Here is a 25227-nt window from a genome sequence, read left to right as displayed (position 1 = left end):
CGCGCTAGCGGTCTACGCCTCACGCGTGATAGGCGCGACCGTAGCCCCCGTGAAAGCCACGAGCTCCTCGGGCGCGACCACGAGCTGGATGCCGCGTTTGCCGCCGGAGATGAAGATGCTGTCCCACAGAAGGCAGGTCTCGTCGATAATCGTGGGGAAGCGCTTCTTCATGCCCACAGGCGAGCAGCCACCGCGCATATATCCGGTCACCGGAACGAGGTCCCGCACGTGCATCATGGACAGCGACTTCTCCCCTGCCACCGCGGCGGCGCGCTTGAGGTCGAGTTCCTCCGCAACCGGGATGCAGCATACCACGTGGCCACCTTGCGGGCTCACCGTCACGAGCGTCTTGAAGCCCTGGCCGGCATCCTCGCCGAGTTGCTCGGCCACATGCACGCCCGAAAGGTCGTTTTCATCCACCTCGTAAGTGCGGACCTCGAACGCGATGCCCGCGCGCTCGAGCTCGCGCATCGCATTGGTCTTCTGAAGCTTCTCGCGCTTGCCCACTTCACTCCCTCCCGATCTTCTCTCGCTCCGGACCCTGGCTTACAAGCAGCGTCATCATCCTGCGGACTAGCGTTCTTGGCGGGCGCGGTCGCGCTCGAGGATGGGGGCCAGGAACCTGCCCGTGTAGCTCTCAGGGCAGGCGGCGACCTCCTCGGGCGTGCCGCTCACCACGATGGCGCCGCCGCCGGAGCCGCCTTCGGGACCGAGGTCGATGATGCGGTCGGCGACCTTGATCACATCGAGGTTGTGCTCGATCACGAGCGCCGTGTTGCCGGCGTCCACCAGGCGCTGCAGCACGTCGATGAGCTGGCGCACGTCTTCGAAGTGGAGTCCCGTGGTGGGTTCGTCCAGGATGTAGAACGTCTTGCCCGTCTGGCGGCGGTGCAGCTCCTTGGCGAGCTTCACGCGCTGAGCCTCGCCGCCGGAGAGCGTCGTCGCCGGCTGGCCCAGACGCACGTAGCCCAGGCCCACGTCGTAAAGGGTCTGCAGCTTACGCTTGATCTGCGGGATGTTGCCGAAGAACGCGAGCGCCTCGGTCACGCTCATATCGAGCACATCCGAGATGGTCTTGCCGCGGTAGGTCACCTCGAGGGTCTCGCGGTTGTAGCGCTTCCCGCCGCAGACCTCGCACGGCACGTAGATGTCCGGCAGGAAGTGCATCTCTATCTTGATCTGGCCGTCGCCCTTGCACGCCTCGCAGCGGCCGCCGGGCACGTTGAAGCTGAAGCGCCCAGGGCTGTAGCCGCGCGCCTTGGACTCCGGCACGCTCGCAAAGAGCGCGCGCAGGTCGTCCCAAAGCCCGATGTACGTGGCAGGATTGGAGCGCGGCGTGCGCCCGATGGGCGACTGGTCGATGTCGATGACCTTATCGATCTGCTCCAAGCCCTCGAGCTTCTTGTACGGCCCAACGGGGCGCGCCGAGCGATGGATGGCGTTGGTGAGCGCAGGCGCCAGCGTGTCGGTCACCAGCGAGCTCTTGCCCGAGCCGGACACGCCCGTCACCACGGTGAAGGTGCCGAACTCGATCTTTGCCGTAACGTTGCGCAGGTTGTTCGCGCGCGCACCCGTGATCTTGAGGCAGCCGCGCCCGGGGTTGCGGCGCTCTTCTGGTAGCCGGATCATTCGTTTGCCCGTGAGGTAGGCACCGGTAAGCGAACCGGGGCACGCCATGATGTCTTCAGGCGAGCCTGCGCACACCACCTCGCCGCCGTTCTCGCCCGCACCCGGCCCCATGTCCACCACGAAGTCGGCCGCGCGGATGGTGTCCTCGTCATGCTCGACCACAATGACGGTGTTACCGAGGTCGCGCAAGCGCTCGAGCGTGGCGATGAGGCGCTCGTTGTCGCGCTGGTGCAGGCCGATCGAAGGTTCGTCCAGGATGTAGAGCACGCCCATGAGCCCGGCACCGATCTGCGTGGCAAGGCGGATGCGCTGCGCCTCGCCGCCCGAGAGCGTCGCGGAGGCGCGGTCGAGCGTGAGGTAGTCGAGGCCGACGTCGACCAAGAAGCGCAAGCGCTCCAGGATCTCCTTCACGATGCGCCCGCCGATGAACTGCTGACGCTCGGTGAGCTCGAGCCCCTCGAAGAACGCGAGGCTCTCGCGGCAGCTCATGCAGCACACGTCGTAGATGGACTTGTCCCCCACCGTGACGGCGAGCATCTCGGGGCGCAGGCGCGCGCCGTGGCAGGCGCGGCAGGGCTCCTCGCGGATGTAGCGCTCGAGCTTCGCTTTCGTGTTCTCGTTCGTCGTCTCGATATAGCGCTCGTAGAGGATGTTGCGCACGCCGGAGTACTTGGTGAACCAGTGCGTGTCGCGACCGTCCTGCGTGTGGTAGTCCACGCGCATCTTCTTGTCGCCCAACCCGTCGAGGAAGATCTTGCGCACGCGCGCGGGGAGGTCGCGCCACGGGGTCGCGGGGTCGACCTTCAGGTGCACGCAGAGCGCTCGGAAGATCTGAGGGTAGTAGTTCGACTTGCCGAAAAAGCTGCCAAAGACGCCCTCCTCGATGGAAAGCGACGGATCCTCGATGAGCGCCTCCGCATCAACGACTTTCTTGAAGCCCAAGCCGTCGCACTCCGGGCAAGCGCCGTAGGGAGCGTTGAACGAGAAATCGCGCGGCTGCAGGTCGTCGATGGAATGGCCGTGCTCCGGGCATGCGAGCGCAAGCGAGTACGTGAGGAGCTCTCCTTGCGTGCCCTCCGGCGCGTCGCGATCAGGCAGCAGGTAGACCCCGACGCGCCCGTGGGCGAGGTTCGTGGCCTGCTCAACAGCTTCCGCGATGCGGCCAACCGAGTTCTCGCGGATCACGATGCGGTCGACCACGACCTCGATGGTGTGGCGGAACTTCTTGTCCAGCTCGATGGGGTCGTCCAAGCTGCGCACCTCGCCGTCGATGCGCACGCGGGAGAAACCCTCCGAGCGCAGGTCGTCGAGGAGCTTGGCGAACTCGCCCTTGCGGTCTGTGACCACGGGCGCGAGCACGAACGCGCGGCGCCCCTGGCCAGCTTCGAGAATCTTGTCGGCAACCTGGTCGGTGGTCTGCCGCTCAATCACGCGACCGCACTCCGGGCAATGGGGGGTACCGATGCGCGCGAAGAGCAGGCGCAGGTAGTCGTATATCTCGGTGACCGTGCCCACCGTGGAGCGCGGGTTCTTGGATGTGGTCTTCTGGTCGATGGACACCGCCGGCGAGAGGCCGTCGATGGAATCGAGGTCGGGCTTGTCCATCTGCCCCAAGAACTGGCGGGCGTAGCTCGAGAGCGATTCAACGTAGCGGCGCTGACCTTCGGCGTAGATCGTGTCAAACGCGAGGCTCGACTTGCCCGAGCCCGACAGGCCCGTGACCACCACGAGCTCGTCGCGTGGGATCTCGACATCGACGTTCTTGAGATTGTGCTCACGAGCACCGCGGATGACGATAGACGAATCGGACATGCGTATCCTTTCCGGCTGCCGGCCTCAGCTTATTGCGGTTATCCGACTGTAGTTATCCGACAGCAGCTGTGGACCGAGAATATTCGCAGCCCTTGATTCTAACTCAGGGATAAAAGGACCGGTTCGCACCGGCAGCGGCGAGATGCAAGTACCACGGGAACCTCAAGCCTTGTTCGATTCTCGTCGACGGGCGCAAGCTTCATGCCCCTCTTTGAATCCGCGGGCGGATATTAGCAAGAGAGGGCTCCTTGAAAGCTTTCCTCTTGCTAAATCTTGCCCGCAGTTTCTTCATGCGCCAAGCACGAAGCGACTCCGAGGCGACCTCCAGACTCGCTCGCGGCCCAGAACCTTTTGACAACCCTTTTTGAAATGCCGCGTTCGCGTGGCAAGCCGCGCAGATCGACCTGCCGACGTTCCCGCCACCCTACCGCAGCAGAGCGACCGTGAACGTCGTCACGCCGGCATCGCTCGCCGCCTCGATGCTCCCTCCGTGGGCCTCGACGATCTCGCGCGCGATAGCGAGCCCCAGCCCTGCGCCCTTGCCGCTGCGGGAGCCATCCTCACGGTAGAACTTCTCGAAGATGCTCTTGAGGTGCGCGGGCGAGATCTCCCGGCCGGTGTCCTCGACCTCCAGCACCAGCCGCTCGCCCTCCGTGCGCGCCCGGCACACGAGCGCCGTCCCCGCATCGGCGTACGCGATGCCGTTCTTCATGAGATTCCCCAGCACGCGCGCCATCTTGTCTGGGTCGATGAAGACCGCCGTGCCCTCGGGCACTTCGAGATCGATCGCGACGCCGCGCTCCTCGGCCAAAGGGAAGACCTCGTCGGCAACCTGCTCAAGCAAAAGGCGCACGTCCACATGCTCCCGCTCGATGGGAATCGCCCCCAGGTTGTAACGGGTGATCTCGAAGAACTCCCCCATCATGCCGTCGAGGCGCTGCGCTTTCTCGAACGCTGCGCAGGCATAGCGCTCGCGTCGATCGCGCGGCAGGTCGGGTTCGTCTGCAAGAAGGGACAGGTAGCCGATCACCGAGGTCAACGGCGTTCGGATGTCGTGGGCAAGGTATGCCACGAGCTCGTTCTTGCGAGCCTCAGCGGCCTCCACCGCGCGCCCGCGCGCCTCCTCGTGCTCGACGAGGCGGTCGAACTCGTCCTGCGCCCGTGCGAGCTCCGGGGGCAAAAGAACGCCCTGCTCTCCAGCCGCCACCCGACCCACGGCATGCGTCAACTCATCCACTTCGCGCGTGCGCGACGCCACCCACCAGGCGGAGACGCCCAGCAGACCAACGACATAGATGCCCCACAGAACCGGCCCCTCGATGATCGCCACGACGCCGTGGTAGTCGCGTAGGTCACGGAACTGCGGGTTGCCGTTGACGGTCGAGCCCTCCTGATAGCCCAAAAGGCGGTAGAGGTCTGCCGACTCCTCGGGCACCTCGACCCACACGGAAGTGGCATCGGCGATGAAGGCCGAGAGCTGGTCGCCCACGAGCAGGCGTGCGGTCGAGGCAAGCAGCACGTACAGCACGGTATAGGCCGCGGCGCGCGCAAGCAGCCCGCGCACCGCGCGGCGCCGGCTCTCGATTCCCTGCATGGTCTTCATACGTTCCTCCCACCATGGCGCCGCGACCTTGATGGGCGGGCGCGCTCGCCGCTACGGCGCGATCTTATATCCCACGCCCCATACCGTCTCGATGAACGTCTGCTCGGAATCGATGGCCGCGAGCTTGGCGCGCAGGTGCCTCACATGCACCATCACCGAGTTCGAGCTGCCCGAGAGGTAGCGCTCGCCCCATACGCGCTCGTAGAGGTCGCGCGTAGCGATGGGGCTGCCCGCCGCCTGGAGCAGCACGGAAAGCATGGCGAATTCCTTGGGCGTGAGCGCGAGCTCCTCGCCATGCAGCCGCGCCGTATGTGCGCGGCAGTTCACCTCGAGGCCGCGGCAGAGCAAGAGGTCGTCTGCAGGCTGCTCGTGCGCATACGACGCGCGGCGCAGGCACGACTTCACGCGGGCCGTGAGCTCGCGCGGCAGGAAGGGCTTGGTTACGTAGTCGTCGGCTCCTGTGGTGAGGCCGATGACCTTGTCCGTCTCCTCATCCTTCGCCGAGAGGAAGATCACCGGCACGCGCGATACGGCGCGGATGCGCGCACAGAGCTCGAAGCCGTCTAGCCCCGGCATCATCACGTCGAGGATCACGAGGTCGCAGTCGTTTTCCTCGAACAGCCGCATCGCGTCCGCACTGTCCACGCAAGGCGTCACGCGCATGCCTGCCGGCGCGAGCGTATCCGCCACCAGCTCGACGATCGCCGGGTCGTCATCGACCACCAATATGTTCATCTGCTGTTCCATGCGCCCGATTGTAGCCGCCATGCGGACGCGTGGCGCGCATCCATGGAAGAGATAAGGAATCGGTAAGGGTTGTTCAGGAAAAGCCAAGGGAACGCTATGGGACGCGAAAGCGGGACCCCTCGTAGGGTGGAATCGCAGCCCGGACGGCGGGGGCACCCGCCGCGCCACCGCACGATCGAACCGCACTAAGGAGGACCTATGTACCCGACCATGCGTCAGCGCCGCGCCGCGCGAACGAACGCGCATGCGCCCATCCCTCGCGTCGCGCCCGGAACGGCACGGCGCCATAGGAGGAAGCGCAGGCCGCGACTGCTGACGCTCCTCGTGTTGCTGATCCTCGTCCTGTTCAGCGGCGCAATCTACCTCCTCGCGAGCAGCGCCGACGGCATCCGTGCGTACGGCGGCCAACCCCTCGACGCGCCGGGTGAGGACGGCTGGCAGCTCACCCTCGTGAACGACACGCACCCCCTGCCCAGCGACTTCAGCATCGACACCGTGGAGATGCCCGGCGGCGAAGAGGTGGACCGACGCATCGCCGAGCCGCTCACCGAGCTCCTCGATGCTTGCGAGCAAGCCGGTTACCAACCTTTCATCCGCTCGGGCTTCCGCACACGCGCCGAGCAGGAGCAGATTCTCGCCGAGCGTGTGCAGGCGTACCGGGACGAAGGCTACGACCTGCTCGAGGCGCAGGCGGCGGCGCGCGCATGGGTTGCTGAGCCTGGCACGAGCGAGCACGAGCTCGGCCTCGCCGCGGACATCAACGAGGAAAACGGCGACCAAGACATGTACACCTGGCTCGCCGAGCATGCACATGAGTACGGCTTCATCCTGCGCTACCCGCCAGAGAAGCAAAGCATCACCGGCGTGGCGCACGAGCAATGGCACTTCCGCTACGTGGGCGTGGACGCCGCGACGGACATATGGCAGCGGGGCATCACGCTCGAGGAGTACCTGGCGTAGCGGAAGGCGCCCCCTGCCGGCGAGCGACAGGCCCGCCTTCCGGGTACAATGTGTGCCGTACAAGAAGTCAGGGTCGAAAGGACATCACATGCCTACATGCGAGCACGCGAACGCGGCGGGCGGCCAGAGCGCGCCCACGCAGTTCGAGGAGAACAGCCTGTCCGAGACCAAGCGCGTCATCGCCGTGCTCTCGGGCAAGGGCGGCGTCGGAAAGTCCCTCGTCACGGGGGCGCTCGCCGTGGAACTCTCGCGCCGCGGGCACACGGTGGGCATCCTGGACGCCGACATCACCGGCCCGTCCATTCCCAAGATGATGGGCATGAGCGGCAAGCGCGCCCATGGCTTGGGCAAACTCCTCCTGCCTGAAATCTCAAGTACCGGCATCAAGGTCATGTCGTCGAACCTCCTGCTCGAGCGCGAGACCGATCCGGTGCTCTGGCGCGGCCCCGTCATCGCCGGCGCCATCCGCCAGTTCTGGAGCGACACCTCCTGGGGTCCCTTGGACTACCTGCTCGTGGACATGCCCCCGGGCACGGGCGACGTGGCGCTCACCGTGTTCCAGTCGCTGCCTGTCGACGGGATCGTCGTGGTGACGAGCCCGCAGGACCTCGTCTCGATGATCGTCGCCAAGGCCGTGAACATGGCCGAGAAGATGGATGTGCCGATCATCGGCCTCGTAGAGAATATGAGCTACGTAACCTGCCCTGATTGCGGCAAGAAGATCGAGGTCTTTGGCCCGAGCAAACTCGACGAGGTCGCCGAGGCCTACAGCTTGACGGTGCTCGGCAGGTTGCCCATCGACCCCGCCCTCGCGCTCGCCTGCGATGCCGGCGCCATCGAGGAGGCCCTCCCCCAGGACTTCCTGCCCGAGGCGCTCGCAGCCTGCGAAGCAATCCCCGCGCACGAGGGCGCATCCAGCGAGGAAGAGGATGCGCAGAACGCCTAGCCACGCCTCAGATGCATGCAACGCATACACCGCCCGCTGCTCGGCATCGCCGGGTGACGGGCGGTGCCCGTGATACCTAAGGAGAAATCGAGATGTCACCCAAGGCGACGAGGAGCTATGACGCCATCGTAGTGGGAGGCGGTGCCTCGGGGCTCGCCGCAGCGCTCGCGGCAGCGCGAGAAGGAGCACACGTCGCCATCATCGAGCGCGATGTCGAGCTCGGCCTTCCCATCCTCGCCACCGGCAACGGCCGCTGCAATCTCTCGAACGAGGACCTGCGCCCCGCGCGCTACCGCCATCCCGTGATCGCACGCGCCGTCATGGGCGAGCATCCGGAAGAGGAGCTCAGCGCTTGGTTCACCTCCGTGGGCATCTGGACGACCGCCGAGTGGGGCAGGCTCTACCCCGCCAGCAAACGAGCCGAATCCGTGCGCGACGCCCTGCTCGGCGCCTGCGAACGCGCCGGGATCGAGGCGCTGACCTGTCAAAAGCTCATGCGCGCCTCGTGGGATGCAGATGGTACCCGCTGGCGCCTTGAATCGCTCGCTCCGGCGACGCCCCTCCATGCGCCGCGGGCTCGTGACGAGCACGCACGGCTGCGCGCGCTGCGCCGCGCCCTTGCCCAGGCGCCCTTGGCCTCCTCCACGTTCGAGACGCGCTCGGTCATCCTCGCACCCGGCGGATCATCGGGCGCGACGGCGACGTTGTTCGGTGTTCCCCATCTCGAGGAGCGGCCCGTGCTCTGCCCCATCGCGTGCTCGCCGGCAACCTCTTCAAGTGCCCTGGGCCCCGATGCGCTCGCGCGCCTAGACGGCATCCGCGCCGATGTGCGGCTCACCCTCGTACGCGATGGGATCCCGCTCTGGAGCGAAGAGGGCGAGGTCCTCTTCCGTGCCTACGGCCTCTCGGGCATCGCCGCGTTCAACCTCTCGCGTCGCATCGAGCGCGACGACATCATCGAAGTCGACCTGTTCCCATCCCTGGACGAGAGCACCCTGCGCCAGCGTCTCCGCGAACGCGAGGACATCGTGGGCGCCTTCGCTCCCAAGCGAGCAGATTGGTTCGATGGCGTGCTCGCGCCCGCCCTGGGCAAAGCCGTCATCGACGCCGCCGGCGCATGCAACCGCTGCGCGCAGACAGCGAAGCACCTCGCCTTCCGCGTTCGCGGAACGACCGAACCCAAATCCGCGCAGGTCCACCAAGGCGGAATCCCCTTCTCCGCCGTGGATACCAGCACGCTCGCGGTGACGTCCTCCGCAGGCGGGCAGCTGTTCGCTTGCGGAGAAGCGCTCGACATGGACGCCGACTGCGGGGGATTCAACCTTGCCTGGGCATGGCTCTCGGGCATCCGCGCAGGCACTGCCGCGGCGCGGGCTGCCGCGAACAGCAGCGGTGCCTGATGCGCCGCGCGCCCATTTGGGTTCTCGCACCCACCTGGGTATACATCGTAAGAAGCAGCAATGCTGCTGGCAGAGCAATCTAGCAGCGACTATCAGCCGGGAGACGCCGCCCATGATCGAAATCTCAGACATCCGCGCCTCGCTCGCCCAAGGAGCAGGCGAGCAGAGCTGCCTAGCCATGGGGCTGCGAGACGCGATCGGAATCTTTGGGTGCCTCCCCCACTTCTTCGCGCATATCGAGCTTCACCGTCGGTCCATCGACGCCCGCAAGAAAAACGATGTGCATGTTATCTTGAGCGTCCGCGTGGCCTTCGCCGAAGGCATCGATGAAGCCGAGATGCTCGACCGCGTCGCGCCCCGCGATCGCAGGCGAGTCCGCGTTGTGGAGGCACCAGCGGGAAACGCGCCGCTCGCCATCGCGCCGCCATGCCCGCGCCCCGTCGTCGTGGGCGCTGGATGCGCCGGACTCTTCTGCGCGCTCGAACTCGCCGAAGCCGGCGTCGAACCCTTGCTCATCGAGCGCGGCGACGATGCGAGCCGGCGCAGCGCCGCCATCGACCGGTTCATAGCAACCGCGGAGCTCGACCCTGAGTGCAACATCCAGTTCGGCCTCGGAGGCGCGGGCACGTTCTCAGACGGCAAGCTCACCACGGGAACCAAGAATCCAGCGCACCGCAAGATCCTCGAAACGCTCGTCGCTGCGGGAGCGCCCCGGTGCATCCTCTGGGATGCGAAGCCCCACATCGGATCCGACATCCTGCCGACCGTAGTCGACAACATCGTCGAGCGCATCCGCGAGCTCGGCGGCGAGGTGCGCTTCCGCACGAAACTCGTCGACATCGAGCGAGAGCGGCCGCGCTCGGGCGCGATCCGTGCCATCACCGTCCAGACGACCGCGAGCGGTATGCAGAATACCGAGCGCATCGAATGCTCCACGCTCGTGCTCGCTTGCGGACATTCCGCGCGCGACGTATTCGCCCTGCTACGCGATCGAGGCTTCGGCCTCGCGCGCAAGACTTTCGCTATGGGCGTGCGCATCGAGCACCTCCAGGCAGATATCGACCGGGCGCAGTACGGGCCGTCTGCCGGCCATCCAAGCCTCGGCGCCGCCCCCTATAAGCTGGTCGCCCACCTACCAAGCGGACGCAGCTTGTTCTCGTTCTGCATGTGCCCGGGCGGCGAGGTCGTTGCCGCCGCTTCAGAGCCGGGGGGAGTGGTCACCAACGGGGCGAGCCGGTTCGCCCGCGCCGGCGATAACGCAAATGCGGCGCTCTTGGTGAACGTCACGCCCGAAGATCTTCCCGGCACCGACCCCTTGGCCGGCATCGAGCTGCAACGCGACTGCGAGCGACGCGCCTTCGAGGCGGGAGGAGGCGCATACCGAGCGCCGGCGCAGCTCGTTGGAGACTTTCTCTCCGGGCGCCCCAGCAAAGGACCCGGGCGAATCTCCCCCACGTATCCCTTAGGTGTCAGCTGGTGCGAACTCGATAGTCTTCTCCCCGCCCATATCATCGGCACGCTCCGGGCGGGAATCCCGCAGCTCGCACGGAAGCTGCACGGCTTCGATCGCGATGACGCCGTCATGACCGGCGTGGAAACGCGCTCAAGCTCACCGGTCACGGTCGTGCGCGACCGCCATTGCCAAGCCGTCGACGCACCCGGCCTTTTTCCCTGCGGGGAGGGCGCGGGGTACGCCGGAGGGATCATGAGCGCCGCCACGGATGGCATTCGATGCGCGGAGGCGGCGCTGCGGCGCATCATCTCTCCATCGCGATGATGCGCGTTGGGAATCGCCAGGGCCATCGCACGGCACCAGCCACGCTATCCAGGGAAAGCTATGCGCCCGCGAGAATGCCCGCAGGCGATTGCACGACGACGAGCGAACGCGGTTGACCATCCGTCAAACATGAACATCCCGTGGAATAGACGGACGTTGGGCACGCTTTTCCCAAAGCACGGCTTCCAGCGACCCCCGTCTTTGCTAGCGTATCAGTAGTTGACGCTATTTGATAATACGTCAATAACTGGTTACTTGCAGCCAAGGGGGATCATGGCTTTTCACATCATCGGCACCGGCTCAGCGTTACCGAGCCGGTCCGTCACCAATGTGGAGCTCTCCGAGTTCCTCGACACATCTGACGAGTGGATCGTCACACGCACCGGAATCCGCACGCGGAGGCTCTGCACCGTCGAGTCGCTCGATGACCTGGCGGTCGAAGCGAGCCGCCAGGCACTTGACGATGCTGGCATCGCCGCCGCCGACCTCGACCTCATCATATGCTCGACCACAACGGGCGACCACATCATTCCCGCGGAAGCGTGCGCCATCGCTGGTCGGCTGGGCGTTGCCTGCCCCGCTTTTGACGTGTCGGCGGCATGCGCCGGCTTCGTATACGCCCTCGACGTCGCTGACGGCTTCTTGGAGCGGGGGCGAGCCCGCAACGTACTCGTGGTCGCCGCCGAGAAGATGTCGCGCGCGCTCGACTGGACGGATCGCGCGACCTGCGTGCTCTTCGGCGACGGCGCCGCCGCCTGCGTGCTTGCCGCAGGAGGTGCGAGCCCGCTCGCCTTCGAGCTCTCATGCATGCCCGACACCGAGTCGCTTGCCGTCTCGGGCATCGTCGGCACGTCCCCGTTCGACAGCTCGGTGCGAGACGCAGGCGATGGGGCGCATGCGCTGAAGATGGATGGGCGCCGCGTATTCAAGTTCGGTGTCACCACCATCTGCAACGCAGTCGAGGCGCTCTGCGAGCATGCGCAGATCGATATCGATGACATCGATCGATTCATTTTCCATCAAGCGAACGAGCGCATCCTCGCCGCTGCGACGGCACGCCTGGGCCTCGATGACGCCAAGGTCGCCCGCACGCTCGCAGACACGGGAAACATTTCGAGCGCGTGCATCCCCTACACCCTCGACACGCTCGCCCGCGACGGATCGCTCGCGCCGGGCGACCTCATCGCCCTCGTGGGCTTCGGCGCCGGGCTCGCAACCGGATCGGCGCTCATCCGCTGGGAATAGCCCAGCGTTTGGGACGCGTCCGCACGTAGCGCGTTCGACGTGTGGACGCGTCCCAAACGGGGCGGCAAATCGAAACCAAGGCGCAAGAGGCGCCTGGAAGATGCAAAGGAGAACACCATGGCAGAGACCACCTTCGATCGCATTTGCACCATCATCCGCGACAACGGCGGCACCGAGATGGAGCTCACCCCCGAGACCAAGCTCGCCGACGCCGGCCTGGACTCCCTGGCCACCGTCGAGGCCGTCATCGCCTGCGAGGACGAGTTCGACATCGAGATCGAGACCGACTCCAACCCCGAGACCGTCGGCGAGTTCGTGGAGCTCATCGAGTCCCTCATGGAGAACTAAGATGCTCCGCTCCCCCATCTGCGAGATCCTGGGCATAGAAAAACCCGTCTTCCAAGGCGGCATGGCCTGGATCGCCGACGCGAGCCTGGCCGCCGCCGTCTCCGAAGCGGGCGGCTTAGGAATCATCGCCGCCATGAACGCCAACGCCGACTGGCTCCGCGAGCAGATCCACGAGCTCCGCACCAAGACCACCAAGCCCTTCGGCGTGAACGTGATGCTCATGAGCCCGTTCGCCGACGAGGTGGCGCGCGTGGTCATCGAGGAGAAGGTCCCCGTGGTGGTGACCGGCGCCGGCAACCCCACCAAGTACATGAAGGATTGGGTCGCTGCCGGCATCAAGGTCATCCCCGTCTGCGCCTCCGTGGGCCTGGCCCGCATGGTCGAGCGCGCCGGCGCCTGCGCCGTGGTGGCTGAGGGCGGAGAGTCCGGCGGGCACGTGGGCGAGGCCACGACCATGGCGCTCGTGCCCCAGGTCGTCGACGCCGTCAAGATTCCCGTCATCGCCGCCGGCGGCATCGCCGACGGGCGCGGAGTCGCCGCCGCCTTCATGCTGGGCGCCCAGGGCGTCCAGGTGGGCACGCGCTTCCTCGTTGCCACCGAATGCACCGTCTCCGAGGAGTATAAGGAGCGCGTGCTCAAGGCAAAGGACATCTCCACCATCGTGACCGGTCGCAGCACCGGCCACGCCGTCCGCTGCCTCAAGACCCCCTTCACCAACGCGTTCGCCCGTCGCGAGAACGAGGGCGCGCCCGTGGAGGAGCTCGAGCAGATGGGCGCCGGCGCCCTGCGCAAAGCTGCCAAGGACGGCAACTACGAGGAGGGCTCGTTCATGTGCGGTCAGATCGCCGGCCTCGTGCATGAGCGCCAGAGCGCTGCCGAGATCGTGAACGACCTGGTCGACGGTGCCGAGCAGCTGCTCAAGGGGGCATCCGCATGGGTGGCGTAGCGTTCCTGTTCGCCGGCCAGGGTGCCCAGCACCCCGGCATGTGCGCCGAGCTCGCCGCCGCCGAACCCGCCGCCCGCGCCGTCTTCGAGATCGCAGACGCCGTGCGTCCCGGCACGAGCGCCCAGTGCTTCGAGGGCACGCAGGAAGAGCTCAACAGCACCGCGAACACGCAGCCCTGCGTGTTCGCCGCAGACCTCGCCTGCGCCCGCGCGCTCGCCGCGCACGGCATCGTGCCCGCAGCCGTCGCAGGCTTCTCCCTAGGAGAGGTCGCCGCGCTCACCTTCGCCGGCTCCTATACCGACGAGGAGGGTTTCGAGCTCGTGTGCCGGCGCGCCGCGCTCATGGCCGAAGCCGCCGAAGAGAACCCTGGCGCCATGCGTGCCATCCTCAAGCTCGACGCCGCCACGGTGGAGGAGCTCGCCGCACAAGCAGGCGAGGCCTGGCCGGTGAACTACAACAGCCCGCAGCAGACCGTCGTCGCCGGAGCTCCCGCTACGCTGGAGACGCTCGATGAGCTGGTGCGCGCAGCCAAGGGCCGCTCCATGCCCGTCGCCGTGTCCGGTGCCTTCCACAGCCCGTACATGGCACCCGCAGCCGAGGCCCTCGCCGCCCATCTGGCAGAGGGGCACGCGCCCGCAGCACCGCAGCTGCCGGTCATCGCGAACCGCACCGCCGAGGCCTACCCGGCGGGCTCGGGCGAGCAGGACGGCGCCGCCCGCGCCGAGCTCCTCTCCAGCCAGGTTGCCAACCCCGTGCAGTGGGTCCGCACGCTCGAAGAACTTGAGCGCCGCGGCATCGACACCTTCATCGAGGTCGGCCCGGGCAAGACCCTCACCGGGCTCGTGAAGCGCACCCTCAAGGGCGCCACGGCCCTCCCCTGCGAAACCCCGGACCAGCTTGCCGACGTGCTCGACGCACTCGGCATCGATTCCGCCAACTAGGAGGTACACGGTATGCCCGCAACCACTGAGAACCCCCGCCGCTGCGCGCTCGTGACCGGCGGCTCGCGCGGTATCGGCCGCGCCGTCTGCCTCGAGCTCGCCCGCGCCGGCATGGATATCGCCGTGGTCTACGCCGGCAACGACGAGGCCGCACACGAAACGGTCGCCGCCGTCGAGGAGCTCGGCGCCACGGCCCGCTCCTATCGCTGCGACGTGAGCGACGCCGAAGCGGCCAACGCCTGCGTCGAGCAGGTGCTCGCCGACTTCGGCGGCGTGTGGGTGCTCGTCAACAACGCGGGAATAACGCGCGACGGCCTCATCGCCCGCATGCGTGAGGACGACTTCACCCAGGTGATCAACGTCAACCTCGCGGGCAGCTACCACATGATCCGCGCCCTCACGCGCAGCTTCATGCGCCAGCGCGGCGGCCGCATCATCAACATGAGCTCAGTCGTGGGGCTCATGGGCAACGCCGGCCAGGCCAACTATGCGGCCTCGAAGGCGGGCATCGTGGGCCTCACCAAGTCGGTTGCCCGCGAGCTCGCTGGACGCGGCGTGACGGTCAACGCCATCGCGCCCGGCTTCATCGAGACCGACATGACCGCCGCCCTGAGCGACGGCGTGCGCGAGCAGTACCAGCAGCAGATCCCGCTCGGCCGCCTGGGACACGCCGAGGAGGTCGCGGCCCTCGTCGCCTTCCTGGCGAGCGACCCCGCCGCCTACATCACCGGCGAGGTCATCCGCATCGACGGCGGCATGGCGATGTAGCGGGCGCGGGGGCGCCCGGATGAGCGCATGCGCGCTCGAGCAATAGATTCGCACAAGGAGCAGAAGATGGAACACAGAGTGGTCATCACCGGCATGGGCGCCGTCTCGCCCGTAGGCAATACCGCTCCCGCGACCTGGGACGCCCTGGTCGCTGGCACGAGCGGCATCGCGCCCATCGCCAACGTGAGCACCGAGGGCCTCAAGGTCACCGTCGCCGCCGAGGTCAAGGGCTTCGACGGCGCCGAGCGCCTGGGCGAAGACGTCCGCCACAAGGACCTCAACGTGCAGTACGCCCTCGCAGCTTCAGATGAAGCGATGGCCGACGCCGGCCTGAGCGAGGCCGAGGACCTCGACCGCACCCGTATCGGCGTATACGTGGGTTCGGGAATCGGCGGCATGAAGTCGTACACCGACGCCGTCGACACCATGCGCGCACGTGGCTTCCGCCGCTGCCCTCCCTTCATGATCCCCATGATGATCGGCAACATGGCCGCCGGAGAGGTCTCCATCCGCCACAAGCTCACCGGTCCCACCCTGCCGGTTGTGACCGCCTGCGCCACGTCCGCCCACACCGTGGGCGAGGCCTTCCGCGCCATCAAGCACGGCTACGCAGACGCCATTCTCGCCGGCGGCGCCGAGGCATGCATCGTCCCCGAGGCGATCGCCGGCTTCACCAACTGCAAGGCGCTCACCCGCAACGACGACCCTGCCACCGCCTGCCGTCCCTTCGATGCGAACCGCGACGGCTTCGTGATGGGCGAGGGCGCGTGCATCCTCGTGCTCGAGGAGCTCGAGCACGCCAAGGCGCGCGGCGCGCACATCTACTGCGAGGTCGTGGGCTACGGCAACACCGCCGACGCCTACCACATCACGAGTCCCGCGCCCGATGCGCAGGGCATCACCCGCGCCATCAAGGAAGCCGTTGCCGAGGGCGGCGTCGATGCCGCCGAGGGCCTCTACATCAACGCCCACGGCACCTCGACCCCGCTTAATGACAAGACCGAGACCATCGGCTTCAAGCAGGCGCTCGGCGAGGATGCGGCGCGCTCTGCGCACATCTCGTCCACCAAGTCCATGACTGGCCACATGCTCGGCGCCACCGGCGCGCTCGAGGCCATGGTCTGCGCACGCGCCATCGAGACGGGCGTGATCCCGCCGACGATCGGCCTTGCGGAACCCGACCCCGAATGCGATCTGGATTACACACCCGGCCATGCCGCCAGCGCAACCGTGCGCTGGGCGCTCTCCACGAACCTCGGGTTCGGCGGGCATAACGCCGCATTGGCCTTCAAAGCATACGAAGGATGACCCATATGGATATCGATGCGAAGAAGCTGAACGACATCGCCGCCCTCATGGAGGCCCACGGGCTCTCGCGCGTGCGACTCGCCGAGGAGGACGGGCCCGTGATTGAGCTCGAGCGCATGAGTGCGCCCATGGTCGGCGTCGCAGCGGTGCCCGAGGCCTCGGTCGTCGCTGCACCCGTCGTTCCAACGCCCTCCCCCGCCCTCGAGGGCGCGGCTGACGACTCGATCGCCGATTCCGCTCCGCTCGACATGGCAAGCGCCGTCGAGGTCAACGCGCCCATGGTCGGCGTCTTCTACGTGGCACCCTCGCCCGGCGCCGAGCCGTTCGTCAAGAAGGGCTCGCGCGTGCGCCGCGGCGACACCCTGTGCGTCATCGAGGCGATGAAGCTCATGAACGAGGTGACTGCCGAGGTCGACGGCGAGATCGTGGACGTCTGCGCCAACGACGGCGACCTGGTGGAATACGGCTGCTGCCTCATGAAGATCGCTGCGGACGAGGAGGCATAGGACACCATGGACCGAACGGAAATCGAGAAGATCCTCCCCCACCGCGCCCCGATGCTCCTGCTCGACGAGGCGGAAGTCGTGGATGGCGAGGCGCACGGCCGCATCACCATCACGGGTGACGAATTCTTCGTACAGGGACACTTCCCGGGCAATCCCGTAGTGCCCGGCGTGATCCTGTGCGAGATGCTCGCTCAGAACTGCTGCGTGCTCATGGGCGACGGCCTTGCCGGCAAGGACGTCACGCCCTTCTACACCGGCCTCGACAAGGTGCGCTTCAAGCATCCCGTGCGCCCCGGCGACACGGTTGAGCTCACCTGTCGTATCACCCGCTCGCGCGGGCCGTTCCATTTCGCGACCGGCGAGGCGCGCGTCGACGGCACCCTCTGCGTCACCGCCGAGATGTCGTTCGCGCTCATGCCGAACGCATAAGGCCGCCACACCTTTCATGGCGAGGGCGCTGGCACCTGCCGCAAGTGCCCCGCTGACCTTGGAGTAAGCATGTTCGAAAAAATCCTCATCGCCAACCGCGGCGAGATCGCGGTCCGCGTGATCCGCGCCTGCAAGGAGATGGGTGTGAAGACCGTTGCCGTGTTCTCCACGGCAGACGCCGAAGCCCTTCACGTCGCCCTCGCTGACGAGGCCTATTGCATCGGCGGGCCCCGGCCGCAGGATAGCTATCTCAACGAGGATGCGATCCTCACGTGCGCCATCGCGAGCGGCGCCACCGCCATCCATCCCGGCTACGGCTTCCTGTCCGAGAATGCCGGGTTCGCCCGCCGCTGCCGCGAGTACGGCGTGGTCTTCATCGGCCCCTCGCCCGAGGTAATCGAACGCATGGGCGACAAGGATGCCGCCCGGCGCTGCGCACGCGACGCAGGCGTGCCCATCGTCCCCGGATGCGACCTCCTGCAGGGTCCCGAGGAAGCCGTCCGGGAAGCGGAGCGAATCGGCTGCCCCGTGCTCATCAAGGCGCGGGCGGGCGGAGGCGGCCGCGGCATCCGCAGAGTCGATCGCCCCGAGGATGCCGCGGCTGCGTTCCAAGAGGCAAAGCTCGAAGCCGAGGCAGCCTTCGGCGACGGGGAATGCTACATGGAGAAGTTCGTCTTCCCTGCCCACCACGTCGAGGTGCAGGTGCTCGCCGATGCCCATGGTAACGTCGTGACGCTCGGCGAGCGCGAATGCTCGGTTCAGCGCCGCAACCAGAAGCTGCTTGAGGAGAGCCCCGCCCCCTGCCTCGATGGCCGTGACGATGTCCGCGAGCGCATGTTCAAGGCAGCCCGCGACCTCGCGCGTGCCGTGCACTATACCGGAGCGGGCACCATCGAGTACCTCTATGCCGACGACGGCAGCTTCTACTTCATGGAGATGAACACGCGGCTGCAGGTTGAGCATCCGGTGACGGAGTTCGTCTCGGACATCGACCTCGTCAAGTGGCAGCTGCGCGTCGCCGCCGGCACCGAGCTGCCCTTCGCCCAAGATGACATCCGCATCTCCAAGCACGCCATCGAGTGCCGCATCAACGCCGAGGACCCCGAGTTCAAGCCGTCCTGCGGTACCGTCTCGATGCTGCATACCCCTAACGGTCCGTGGGTTCGCTTCGACTCGGCGCTCTTCCCCGGAGCGAGCGTGCCGCCGTACTACGACTCGATGCTCGGCAAGCTCATCGTGCGCGCCGGCACCCGAGAGGAAGCCGTGCGCAAGATGCGCGCTTCGCTCACCGAGCTCGTCATCGAGGGTGTGCAGGAGAACAGCGACCTACAGCTCGACATACTCGAGAACCCCGAGTTCCTCTCGGGCAACTACCACACCGATCTGATGGAGCACCTCTATGAGAGCTAAGCGCACCGCCGTCAACAAGCTCGAGGGACCGATCACCGATATCGAGGTGGAGCTCCCCCAGCGCCGCACGTACGTGAAGTGCCCCGGTTGCCGCCGCATCATCGACCAAGAGCAGCTCAGGGCGAACCTCGACGTATGCCCGCGCTGCGGACGCCACATGCGCCTCGATGCCCGCCGGCGCATCGCGCTCACCGTCGACACGGGTTCCTTCGAGGAATGGGATGCGGACCTCGCACCCACGGATTTCCTTGAATTTCCCGGATATACCGAGAAGCTCTGCCATGCTCAGGAGGCGAGTGGCGAGCGCGACGCGGTCGTCTGCGGCTTCGCGCGCATCGGCGGCGAACCCTGCGCCCTGTTCGTGATGAACGGCGACTTTATGATGGGTTCCATGGGCGCGGTCGTGGGAGAGAAGATCTGCCGCGTGTTCGAACGGGCGCGCGAAGAGGGGCTGCCCGTCGTGGGCTTCACCGTATCGGGCGGCGCGCGCATGCAGGAGGGAACGACTTCGCTCATGCAGATGGCGAAGGTCTCGGGCGCCAGACGTCGCCTCGCTGATGCGCATCTGCCCTACCTCGCGCTGCTCACCGACCCCACCACCGGCGGCGTCACCGCGAGCTTCGCCATGGAAGGCGACGTCATCCTCGCCGAGCCGGGTGCGCTCGTCGCCTTCGCAGGCCCCCGGGTCGTCGAGCAGACGACCCACAAGCGCCTGCCTTCCGGGTTCCAGCGCGCCGAGTTCCTGCTCGAGCACGGCTTCGTCGACCTCATCGTGAAGCGCCGTGACATTCCCGCCACCCTAGCCGAGCTCCTCGCCCTCCATGCCGGTAAGATCCCCGGCGCGGACGCCCCGCATGCGCTTGCCGGCACACCGGAGCCCCATGCCCTCATCAAGCGCGTAAGCGGCCTCAAGCCCCGGAGAAAGACCGCCGTCCCGTCTGCTTACGGCATCGTCAAGGCCGCCCGCGGCGCTCAACGCCCCACCGCTCTCGAGCTTATCGAACGTGGGCTCGACGGGTTCATCGAACTGCACGGCGACCGCCTCTTCTCCGATGATCCCGCGGTGGTCGCAGGCATCGGCTGGAAAGACGGACGCGTCTTCACCGTGATAGCCACCGAACGCGGCAGGAACACGAAGGAGCGCGTGGCGCGCAACTTTGGATCCGCACACCCCGAGGGCTACCGCAAGGCGCGCCGGCTCATGCTCGAAGCCGAGCGCTTCGAGAGGCCCGTGCTCTGCCTCATCGACACCGCCGGCGCCTATTGCGGCATCGGCGCTGAGGAGCGCGGGCAAGGCGAGGCCATCGCCACCAACCTTGTAACCATGTCGGGGCTCCGTACCCCCATCGTGAGCGTCATCGTGGGCGAGGGGGGCAGCGGCGGTGCGCTCGCACTCGCCGTGGCCGACCGCGTGCTCATGTTCGAGCATGCCGCCTACTCGGTCGTAAGCCCCGAAGGCTGCGCATCGATTCTCTGGAAATCGACCGACCGGGCCGCTGACGCCGCAGAAGCCCTCGGTCTCACCGCGCCGATCCTGACGGAGCTCGGTATCGTCTCGGACACCATCGACGATACGGGTTCGGCAGATGAGGTTGCCAGCAGGCTCATGGAGCGCGTTGCCCTCGAGCTCGATGGTCTCGGCAACCTCGACACGGATGAGCTCATCGATGCCCGCTACGATCTGTTCCGCGCCATGGGAGGGGATGCCGCATGCTCGCGCTCGTGACCGACTCAACCGCCGCGCTATCGCGCTCCGAAGCGCGGTCCCTCGCTGTGGACATGCTTCCCATGACCTACATCGTCGATGGCGAGCGCATCCGCGAGCAAGCCTGCGAGCGCAACGAAGGCTATGCTGAGCGTCTTTGCAAGGCCCGCTCCGTCTCCACCGAAGCCGTGCGCACGCTCTCGTTCGCAAAGGTCTTCCAGCGGCATCTGAAGGCGGGGAACGACGTGTTGTGCATCACCATCTCCTCTAGGCTCTCGGGCACCTATCGAAGCGCCTGCGAAGCCGCCGCCCTCGTCAACGAGCCGCGCACCGAGGGCGAGCCTCGCGTCGAGGTGGTCGATTCCCGTGCGACGGCAGGTGCTCTCGAGTTCATCGTGCGCGAGGCTCGGCGTATCGCCCTCACGGATAATCCGTCTCTACCCGAGCTCGCCCATCGCGTACGGGCAGTCGCAGAGCGCCAGCGCATCGTCTTCACCGTGAGCGACATGGATGCACTCCGTCGAAGCGGGCGTTTAGGGGCCTTCAGCCGCGCTGTGGTCTCAACGCTCAACCGCTATCCCATCATGGAGCTCGCAGGCGGCGCCATCGCCAAGGTCGGCATGGTTCGCGGCGTCAACGCAGCGGCGCGCGCCCTCGTGGCCCAGGCCCCCGAGGATGCGCATGAATTCGTCATCTCGTATTTCGGGGAACGCGGCGCCGGAACCCGGCGCCTGCTCATCGCCCTGCGCAGGCGCTTTCCCTCAGCCGTGGTTCGCATCAAGGACGGCGGGCCCGTCCTCGCTGCGAACATCGGGTTGGGCTCCGCAGGTCTTTCCTGGCGGGCCTAGCGCCTGATCCTGCGATCCCGTCAAAAGGCACTGCAGCGGGAACTCGCCGTTTAGTGCTTGCCCTTCCAACCCTGACGCTTCCTGCCTCCGCCGAACACGCTTCCCTTTCGGGCCGTGCGGCGGAGGCTTTCCATGACCTCATCCTCGCTCGTGCCCTCGACCATGGCCTTGAGATGGACGATGCCGTCGCGCAGACGCGCCGCCTCCTCGAAGTCCATCGCCTCGGAGGCGCTGCGCATATCGTCCTCCATGGTCTGGATGATGCGCACGATCTCGTCGTGCGGCAGGTTCGCGAGCTCCTCGGCGAGACGCTGTCCCGTGGACTCCTGAGAGGCCGGCGCCGCCTCGGCGCCGTCGCCCGCCGGCGTGAAGAACTCCCCGTGCCCGAGCGAGTCGCCGCGCGAACGGCTCCGCTTGCCGACGTTATCCGTCGCCTCCGCGATGAAGCTCGAGATGTCGTTGATGGCCTTGCGTACCGTCTTGGGCTCGATGCCGTGCTCCTCGTTGAACGCCATCTGGATGCTCCGGCGGCGATTGGTCTCGTCGATGGCCTCGCGCATGGAGTCCGTGATGGTGTCCGCGTACATAATGACCTCGCCGTCGGCGTTGCGCGCGGCACGGCCGATCGTCTGGATGAGGGAGCGCCGATTGCGCAGGAATCCCTCCTTGTCGGCATCAAGAATCGCCACGAGCGAGACCTCGGGCAAGTCGAGGCCCTCACGCAGCAGATTGATGCCCACGAGCACATCGATCTTTCCTTGGCGCAGGTCGCGAAGAATCTCCACACGGTCGAGCGTCGCCGTATCGGAATGCATATAGTTGACCTTTATGCCAGCGTCGAGCAGATGGTCGGTGAGGTCTTCTGCCATGCGTTTGGTAAGCGTCGTTACCAGCACCCGCTCATGGCGGGAGGTGCGCTCGCGGATCTCGTCCAACAGGTCATCGATCTGACCGCGCACGGGGCGAACATCGATTTTGGGATCGAGCAGCCCTGTGGGACGAATGATTTGCTCGACGTTGTTCTGGCTCACGCGAAGCTCATAATCACCAGGCGTGGCGGAAACGTAGATGAACTGCGGCACGCGGGCTTCGAACTCATCGAAGCGCAGCGGGCGATTGTCGAGGGCCGACGGCAGGCGGAAGCCATGCTCTACCAGCGTCACCTTGCGCGAGCGATCACCCTCGTGCATGCCGCGGATCTGAGGAACCGTAACGTGGCTCTCATCGATGATGCAGAGCATGTCTTTGGGGAAGTAGTCGATGAGCGTGAAGGGCGGTTCACCGGGCTTTCGACCGTCAAGATGGCGCGAGTAGTTCTCGATGCCGTTGCAGTAGCCCATGGTCTCGAGCATCTCGAGGTCGTAATCGGTGCGCTGCTGCAGACGCTGCGCTTCGAGCAGCTTGTCGGAAGCCTTGAGTTCGGCAACGCGGCTTTCGAGCTCCTCCTCGATGGTCTTGAGCGCCGCGGTCACCTTGGGCTTCTCGGTCACGTAATGCGAGGCGGGCCACACGGGAATAGCCTCGTACTCGCGCAGGATCTCGCCCGTCACCTCGTCGATCTCGGCGATGAGCTCGACCTCGTCGCCGAAGAACTCGAAGCGCAGGGGGTGCTCGGCATACGGCGGGAATACATCAACCACATCACCGCGTACGCGGAAGGTACCGCGCGCAAGGTCGAAATCGTTGCGATCGTACTGGATGTCGATGAGCGCGTGAATGAAATCGTCGCGCTCCAGAGGTTGCTTCTTGTCAACATTGGGAGCAAGCCCTGCATAGTCCTCAGGAGACCCGATGCCGTAGATGCATGACACGCTCGCCACCACGATTACATCGCGCCTGCTCAGCAATTGAGATGTGGCCTGATGGCGCAGCATCTCCACCTCCTCGTTGATGGAGGCGTCCTTCTCGATATAGGTATCCGACTGTGGCACATATGCCTCAGGCTGGTAGTAGTCGTAGTACGAGACGAAGTACACGACAGCATTATGCGGGAAGAACTCTTTGAGCTCGCTTGCGAGCTGCGCGGCAAGCGTCTTGTTGGGAGCCATGACGAGTGTGGGCTTGCCGACGGCCTCGATGGTCTTAGCCATCGTATAGGTCTTGCCCGAACCCGTAACTCCCAGCAGCACCTGATAACGATCGCCGCGAGTCACTCCGTCAGCAAGCGAGGCAATCGCCTTGGGCTGGTCGCCTGCGGGCTCATACGGGCTCACAACCTCGAATTGTACAGAATCGCCTGCCAATCCAAATCGCTTGAGCTCGCCACCAACACGTTCAACCTCGAATGCCGGCATGGCCTACCTCGCTTTGCCAATCCAAACAACGCTACAAGTTCGCCCGCAGATGAAGAGCGCACCGAAACATCCAGACGGTCATCTAGGACACTGGCTCATCACTAGAGAACCCTACGGGGACAAAATGCTCACCATAGAGCTCACGATACCGCATATGCGCATTGGTCACGCGTATGAGATATGCCTGGGTCTCAGGAAACGTAATCGCGTTATGGAGCGCCGTCCCATCATCTGACCAATCGTCAACATTTCCCATGCCGCCGTTGTAAGCCGCAATAGCACGTTCCAGGGACCCGTCGAAATAGTCGAGCAGATACGATAGGTAGGCGCATCCGTATTCGATATTCGTCCTCGGATCAAAAAGGCTATCAGGCGAGAATGCCTCGCCATCCACGAAACCGAGTTCAACCATATCGTGGGCCGTAGTCGGCATAACCTGCATGAGGCCTTGAGCGCCGCGGCCAGATTCCGCGCTTGCATCCCAATTCGATTCGGCCTCGATCACCGCGGCCACGAGAAACGGATCGACGTCATACCGGGAGCTTGCAGCAGCAATATAGTCCTCAAATTCAAGCGGGTACATCCAAGATAGTAGAGGGGCTGGTGCGAAGGAATAGATCCACGCGCAAACACCAAAGAATGCGGTGAGCATCAGCGGAGCCACTCGATACCATGCAAAAGGATGAGGGCGTGACGACAAGGCAGTCTTAATCATGCGCAACCTCGCTGCATCCCAATGAACCGGAAAGACCGCGTTGCATAAGCCAGTCATCGAGCGCGTCTACGAACTCATGAACATCACGGTAAGAGTTATCAATGACCGACGTTGCCATCGCTGCAATAGCTGCATCGGATGGCTGCCGAGACGCACGTCGCGCAAAATCATCAGGATCCATACCACGAGCGATAGCGCGTTGGCGTCGTATTTCGTAGGGTGCGCATATAGCGAGAACCTCATCAACCAGAGGAAATAGATCGCGAACGGCTTCGGGAACAGATGCCTCAACGACAGTTAGTCGCGATTCCATCGCCATAGAAGCGCAGGGTACGGGCATAAGGACCTGAGCAAGACAGGCTTTCAAAACAGGATGGACAATATCGTTCAAGCGCTTCGTGGCAGAAGGAGACTCAAAAGCCCGAGACGCAAGCTGATGAGCATCAACACCGCCGAACGCATCGAGAATCTCGGCTCCAAACTCTTGTACGAGCTCATTCACGATATCAGAGCCAGGAACATAGAGGTCCTTGGCGAACCGATCAAGATCGATGCACCGAGCTCCTCGGCAAGCAAAATATCGAGCTGCCGTAGACTTGCCCGAAGCGATGTTCCCAATGAGAAAGAGACTTGTCATAAGGTTGTGACCACCAACGAGAGTACAGTTGAAGTTTGAACAAGGTTACGTAAGCGTTGGTATATTAGTCGATTAGAACGAAGATGATGTGTAGATAGCAAAAGAGCCTTTGGATTACCAAAGGCTCTTTCAGTTCGTTGTGTCCGGCTCGGTGCCGTCCACCGGTCAGCGGCGCCCTGCCCTCCCACGGGCTGCACCCGCAGTACTCTCGGCGCTCGGGGGCTTAGCTTCCGGGTTCGGAACGGGACCGGGC

General features: G+C 65.5%; 22 protein-coding genes and 1 rRNA gene. 15 read left to right on the top strand and 8 right to left on the bottom strand.

The features are described from left to right. Positions 1-12: 12 nt before the first annotated feature. From ybaK to C1717_RS03065, 4 genes are all read right to left on the bottom strand, one after another. Positions 13-507 (bottom strand): Cys-tRNA(Pro) deacylase, encoded by a 495-nt coding sequence (ybaK, locus tag C1717_RS03080; protein ID WP_102371797.1) that lies wholly within the window; start codon positions 505-507, stop codon positions 13-15. Between the two features lie 66 nt (positions 508-573). After that, positions 574-3441 carry an excinuclease ABC subunit UvrA gene (uvrA, locus tag C1717_RS03075; RefSeq protein ID WP_102371796.1) on the bottom strand — a complete coding sequence of 956 codons (2868 nt, stop codon included), beginning with the start codon at positions 3439-3441 and terminating at the stop codon, positions 574-576. A gap of 424 nt (positions 3442-3865) precedes the next feature. Next, on the bottom strand, positions 3866-5044 hold the full coding sequence (locus C1717_RS03070; protein WP_102371795.1) for a sensor histidine kinase: 1179 nt from the start codon (positions 5042-5044) through the stop codon (positions 3866-3868). A gap of 51 nt (positions 5045-5095) precedes the next feature. Next, entirely contained in the window at positions 5096-5779 is a 684-nt protein-coding gene (locus C1717_RS03065) for a response regulator transcription factor (RefSeq protein ID WP_245859391.1), read from the bottom strand. Between the two features lie 210 nt (positions 5780-5989). Between C1717_RS03065 and C1717_RS03060 the strand changes: the two genes are divergently transcribed. From C1717_RS03060 to C1717_RS02990, 15 genes are all read left to right on the top strand, one after another. Further along, positions 5990-6751 (top strand): M15 family metallopeptidase, encoded by a 762-nt coding sequence (locus C1717_RS03060; protein ID WP_245859389.1) that lies wholly within the window; start codon positions 5990-5992, stop codon positions 6749-6751. An 88-nt stretch (positions 6752-6839) separates the two neighbouring features. Next, positions 6840-7697: an Mrp/NBP35 family ATP-binding protein gene (locus C1717_RS03055; protein WP_102371794.1), complete on the top strand. Its 858-nt coding sequence runs from the start codon at positions 6840-6842 to the stop codon at positions 7695-7697. Positions 7698-7789: 92 nt separating this feature from the next. Beyond that, complete coding sequence (locus C1717_RS03050; RefSeq protein WP_102371793.1) at positions 7790-9097, top strand: NAD(P)/FAD-dependent oxidoreductase; 1308 nt, start codon at positions 7790-7792, stop codon at positions 9095-9097. 112 nt (positions 9098-9209) lie between these two features. Beyond that, on the top strand, positions 9210-10874 hold the full coding sequence (locus C1717_RS03045; RefSeq protein ID WP_102371792.1) for an NAD(P)/FAD-dependent oxidoreductase: 1665 nt from the start codon (positions 9210-9212) through the stop codon (positions 10872-10874). Positions 10875-11147: 273 nt separating this feature from the next. Next, positions 11148-12119 carry a beta-ketoacyl-ACP synthase III gene (locus C1717_RS03040; protein ID WP_102371791.1) on the top strand — a complete coding sequence of 324 codons (972 nt, stop codon included), beginning with the start codon at positions 11148-11150 and terminating at the stop codon, positions 12117-12119. 117 nt (positions 12120-12236) lie between these two features. Then, on the top strand, positions 12237-12467 hold the full coding sequence (locus tag C1717_RS03035) for a phosphopantetheine-binding protein (RefSeq protein ID WP_102371790.1): 231 nt from the start codon (positions 12237-12239) through the stop codon (positions 12465-12467). A gap of 1 nt (position 12468) precedes the next feature. Then, positions 12469-13413 carry an enoyl-[acyl-carrier-protein] reductase FabK gene (gene fabK / locus C1717_RS03030; RefSeq protein ID WP_102371789.1) on the top strand — a complete coding sequence of 315 codons (945 nt, stop codon included), beginning with the start codon at positions 12469-12471 and terminating at the stop codon, positions 13411-13413. Continuing rightward, entirely contained in the window at positions 13401-14354 is a 954-nt protein-coding gene (locus tag C1717_RS03025) for an ACP S-malonyltransferase (RefSeq protein WP_102371788.1), read from the top strand. Before fabK ends, C1717_RS03025 begins: the two co-directional genes overlap by 13 nt. Before the next feature lie 12 nt (positions 14355-14366). Continuing rightward, entirely contained in the window at positions 14367-15122 is a 756-nt protein-coding gene (gene fabG, locus C1717_RS03020) for a 3-oxoacyl-[acyl-carrier-protein] reductase (protein ID WP_102371787.1), read from the top strand. Positions 15123-15188: 66 nt separating this feature from the next. Further along, the gene (gene fabF / locus C1717_RS03015; protein ID WP_102371786.1) at positions 15189-16430 is read left to right on the top strand and encodes a beta-ketoacyl-ACP synthase II; all 1242 of its coding nucleotides are present in this window, start codon (positions 15189-15191) and stop codon (positions 16428-16430) included. Positions 16431-16435: 5 nt separating this feature from the next. Then, a complete protein-coding gene (gene accB, locus C1717_RS03010; RefSeq protein ID WP_102371785.1) occupies positions 16436-16936 on the top strand; it encodes an acetyl-CoA carboxylase biotin carboxyl carrier protein in 501 nt (166 codons plus the stop codon). Positions 16937-16942: 6 nt separating this feature from the next. Next, on the top strand, positions 16943-17365 hold the full coding sequence (gene fabZ / locus C1717_RS03005; RefSeq protein ID WP_102371784.1) for a 3-hydroxyacyl-ACP dehydratase FabZ: 423 nt from the start codon (positions 16943-16945) through the stop codon (positions 17363-17365). Between the two features lie 69 nt (positions 17366-17434). Continuing rightward, on the top strand, positions 17435-18775 hold the full coding sequence (locus tag C1717_RS03000) for an acetyl-CoA carboxylase biotin carboxylase subunit (RefSeq protein WP_102371783.1): 1341 nt from the start codon (positions 17435-17437) through the stop codon (positions 18773-18775). Then, positions 18765-20501: an acetyl-CoA carboxylase, carboxyltransferase subunit beta gene (accD, locus tag C1717_RS02995; RefSeq protein WP_102371782.1), complete on the top strand. Its 1737-nt coding sequence runs from the start codon at positions 18765-18767 to the stop codon at positions 20499-20501. The genes C1717_RS03000 and accD overlap by 11 nt, the downstream gene beginning before the upstream one ends. Continuing rightward, positions 20486-21328 (top strand): DegV family protein, encoded by an 843-nt coding sequence (locus C1717_RS02990; RefSeq protein ID WP_102371781.1) that lies wholly within the window; start codon positions 20486-20488, stop codon positions 21326-21328. Before accD ends, C1717_RS02990 begins: the two co-directional genes overlap by 16 nt. A 50-nt stretch (positions 21329-21378) precedes the next feature. Here the strand turns inward: C1717_RS02990 and uvrB are convergent, their stop codons facing one another. From uvrB to rrf, 4 genes are all read right to left on the bottom strand, one after another. Further along, a complete protein-coding gene (gene uvrB / locus C1717_RS02985) occupies positions 21379-23622 on the bottom strand; it encodes an excinuclease ABC subunit UvrB (protein ID WP_102371780.1) in 2244 nt (747 codons plus the stop codon). A gap of 82 nt (positions 23623-23704) precedes the next feature. After that, positions 23705-24337 (bottom strand): lytic transglycosylase domain-containing protein, encoded by a 633-nt coding sequence (locus tag C1717_RS02980; RefSeq protein WP_180965823.1) that lies wholly within the window; start codon positions 24335-24337, stop codon positions 23705-23707. Beyond that, positions 24330-24974, bottom strand: coding sequence for a dephospho-CoA kinase (gene coaE / locus C1717_RS02975; RefSeq protein ID WP_102371779.1), 645 nt, complete (start codon positions 24972-24974; stop codon positions 24330-24332). Before coaE ends, C1717_RS02980 begins: the two co-directional genes overlap by 8 nt. A 163-nt stretch (positions 24975-25137) precedes the next feature. After that, a 5S ribosomal RNA gene (gene rrf, locus C1717_RS02970) occupies positions 25138-25227 on the bottom strand; the annotation flags it as partial.

This window comes from Enorma phocaeensis, assembly GCF_900186505.1.
GTDB classification, from domain to species: Bacteria; Actinomycetota; Coriobacteriia; order Coriobacteriales; family Coriobacteriaceae; genus Enorma; species Enorma phocaeensis.
Note: the sequence above shows the minus strand (reverse complement) of the source record. Positions and strands in the feature narration are given on the sequence as shown.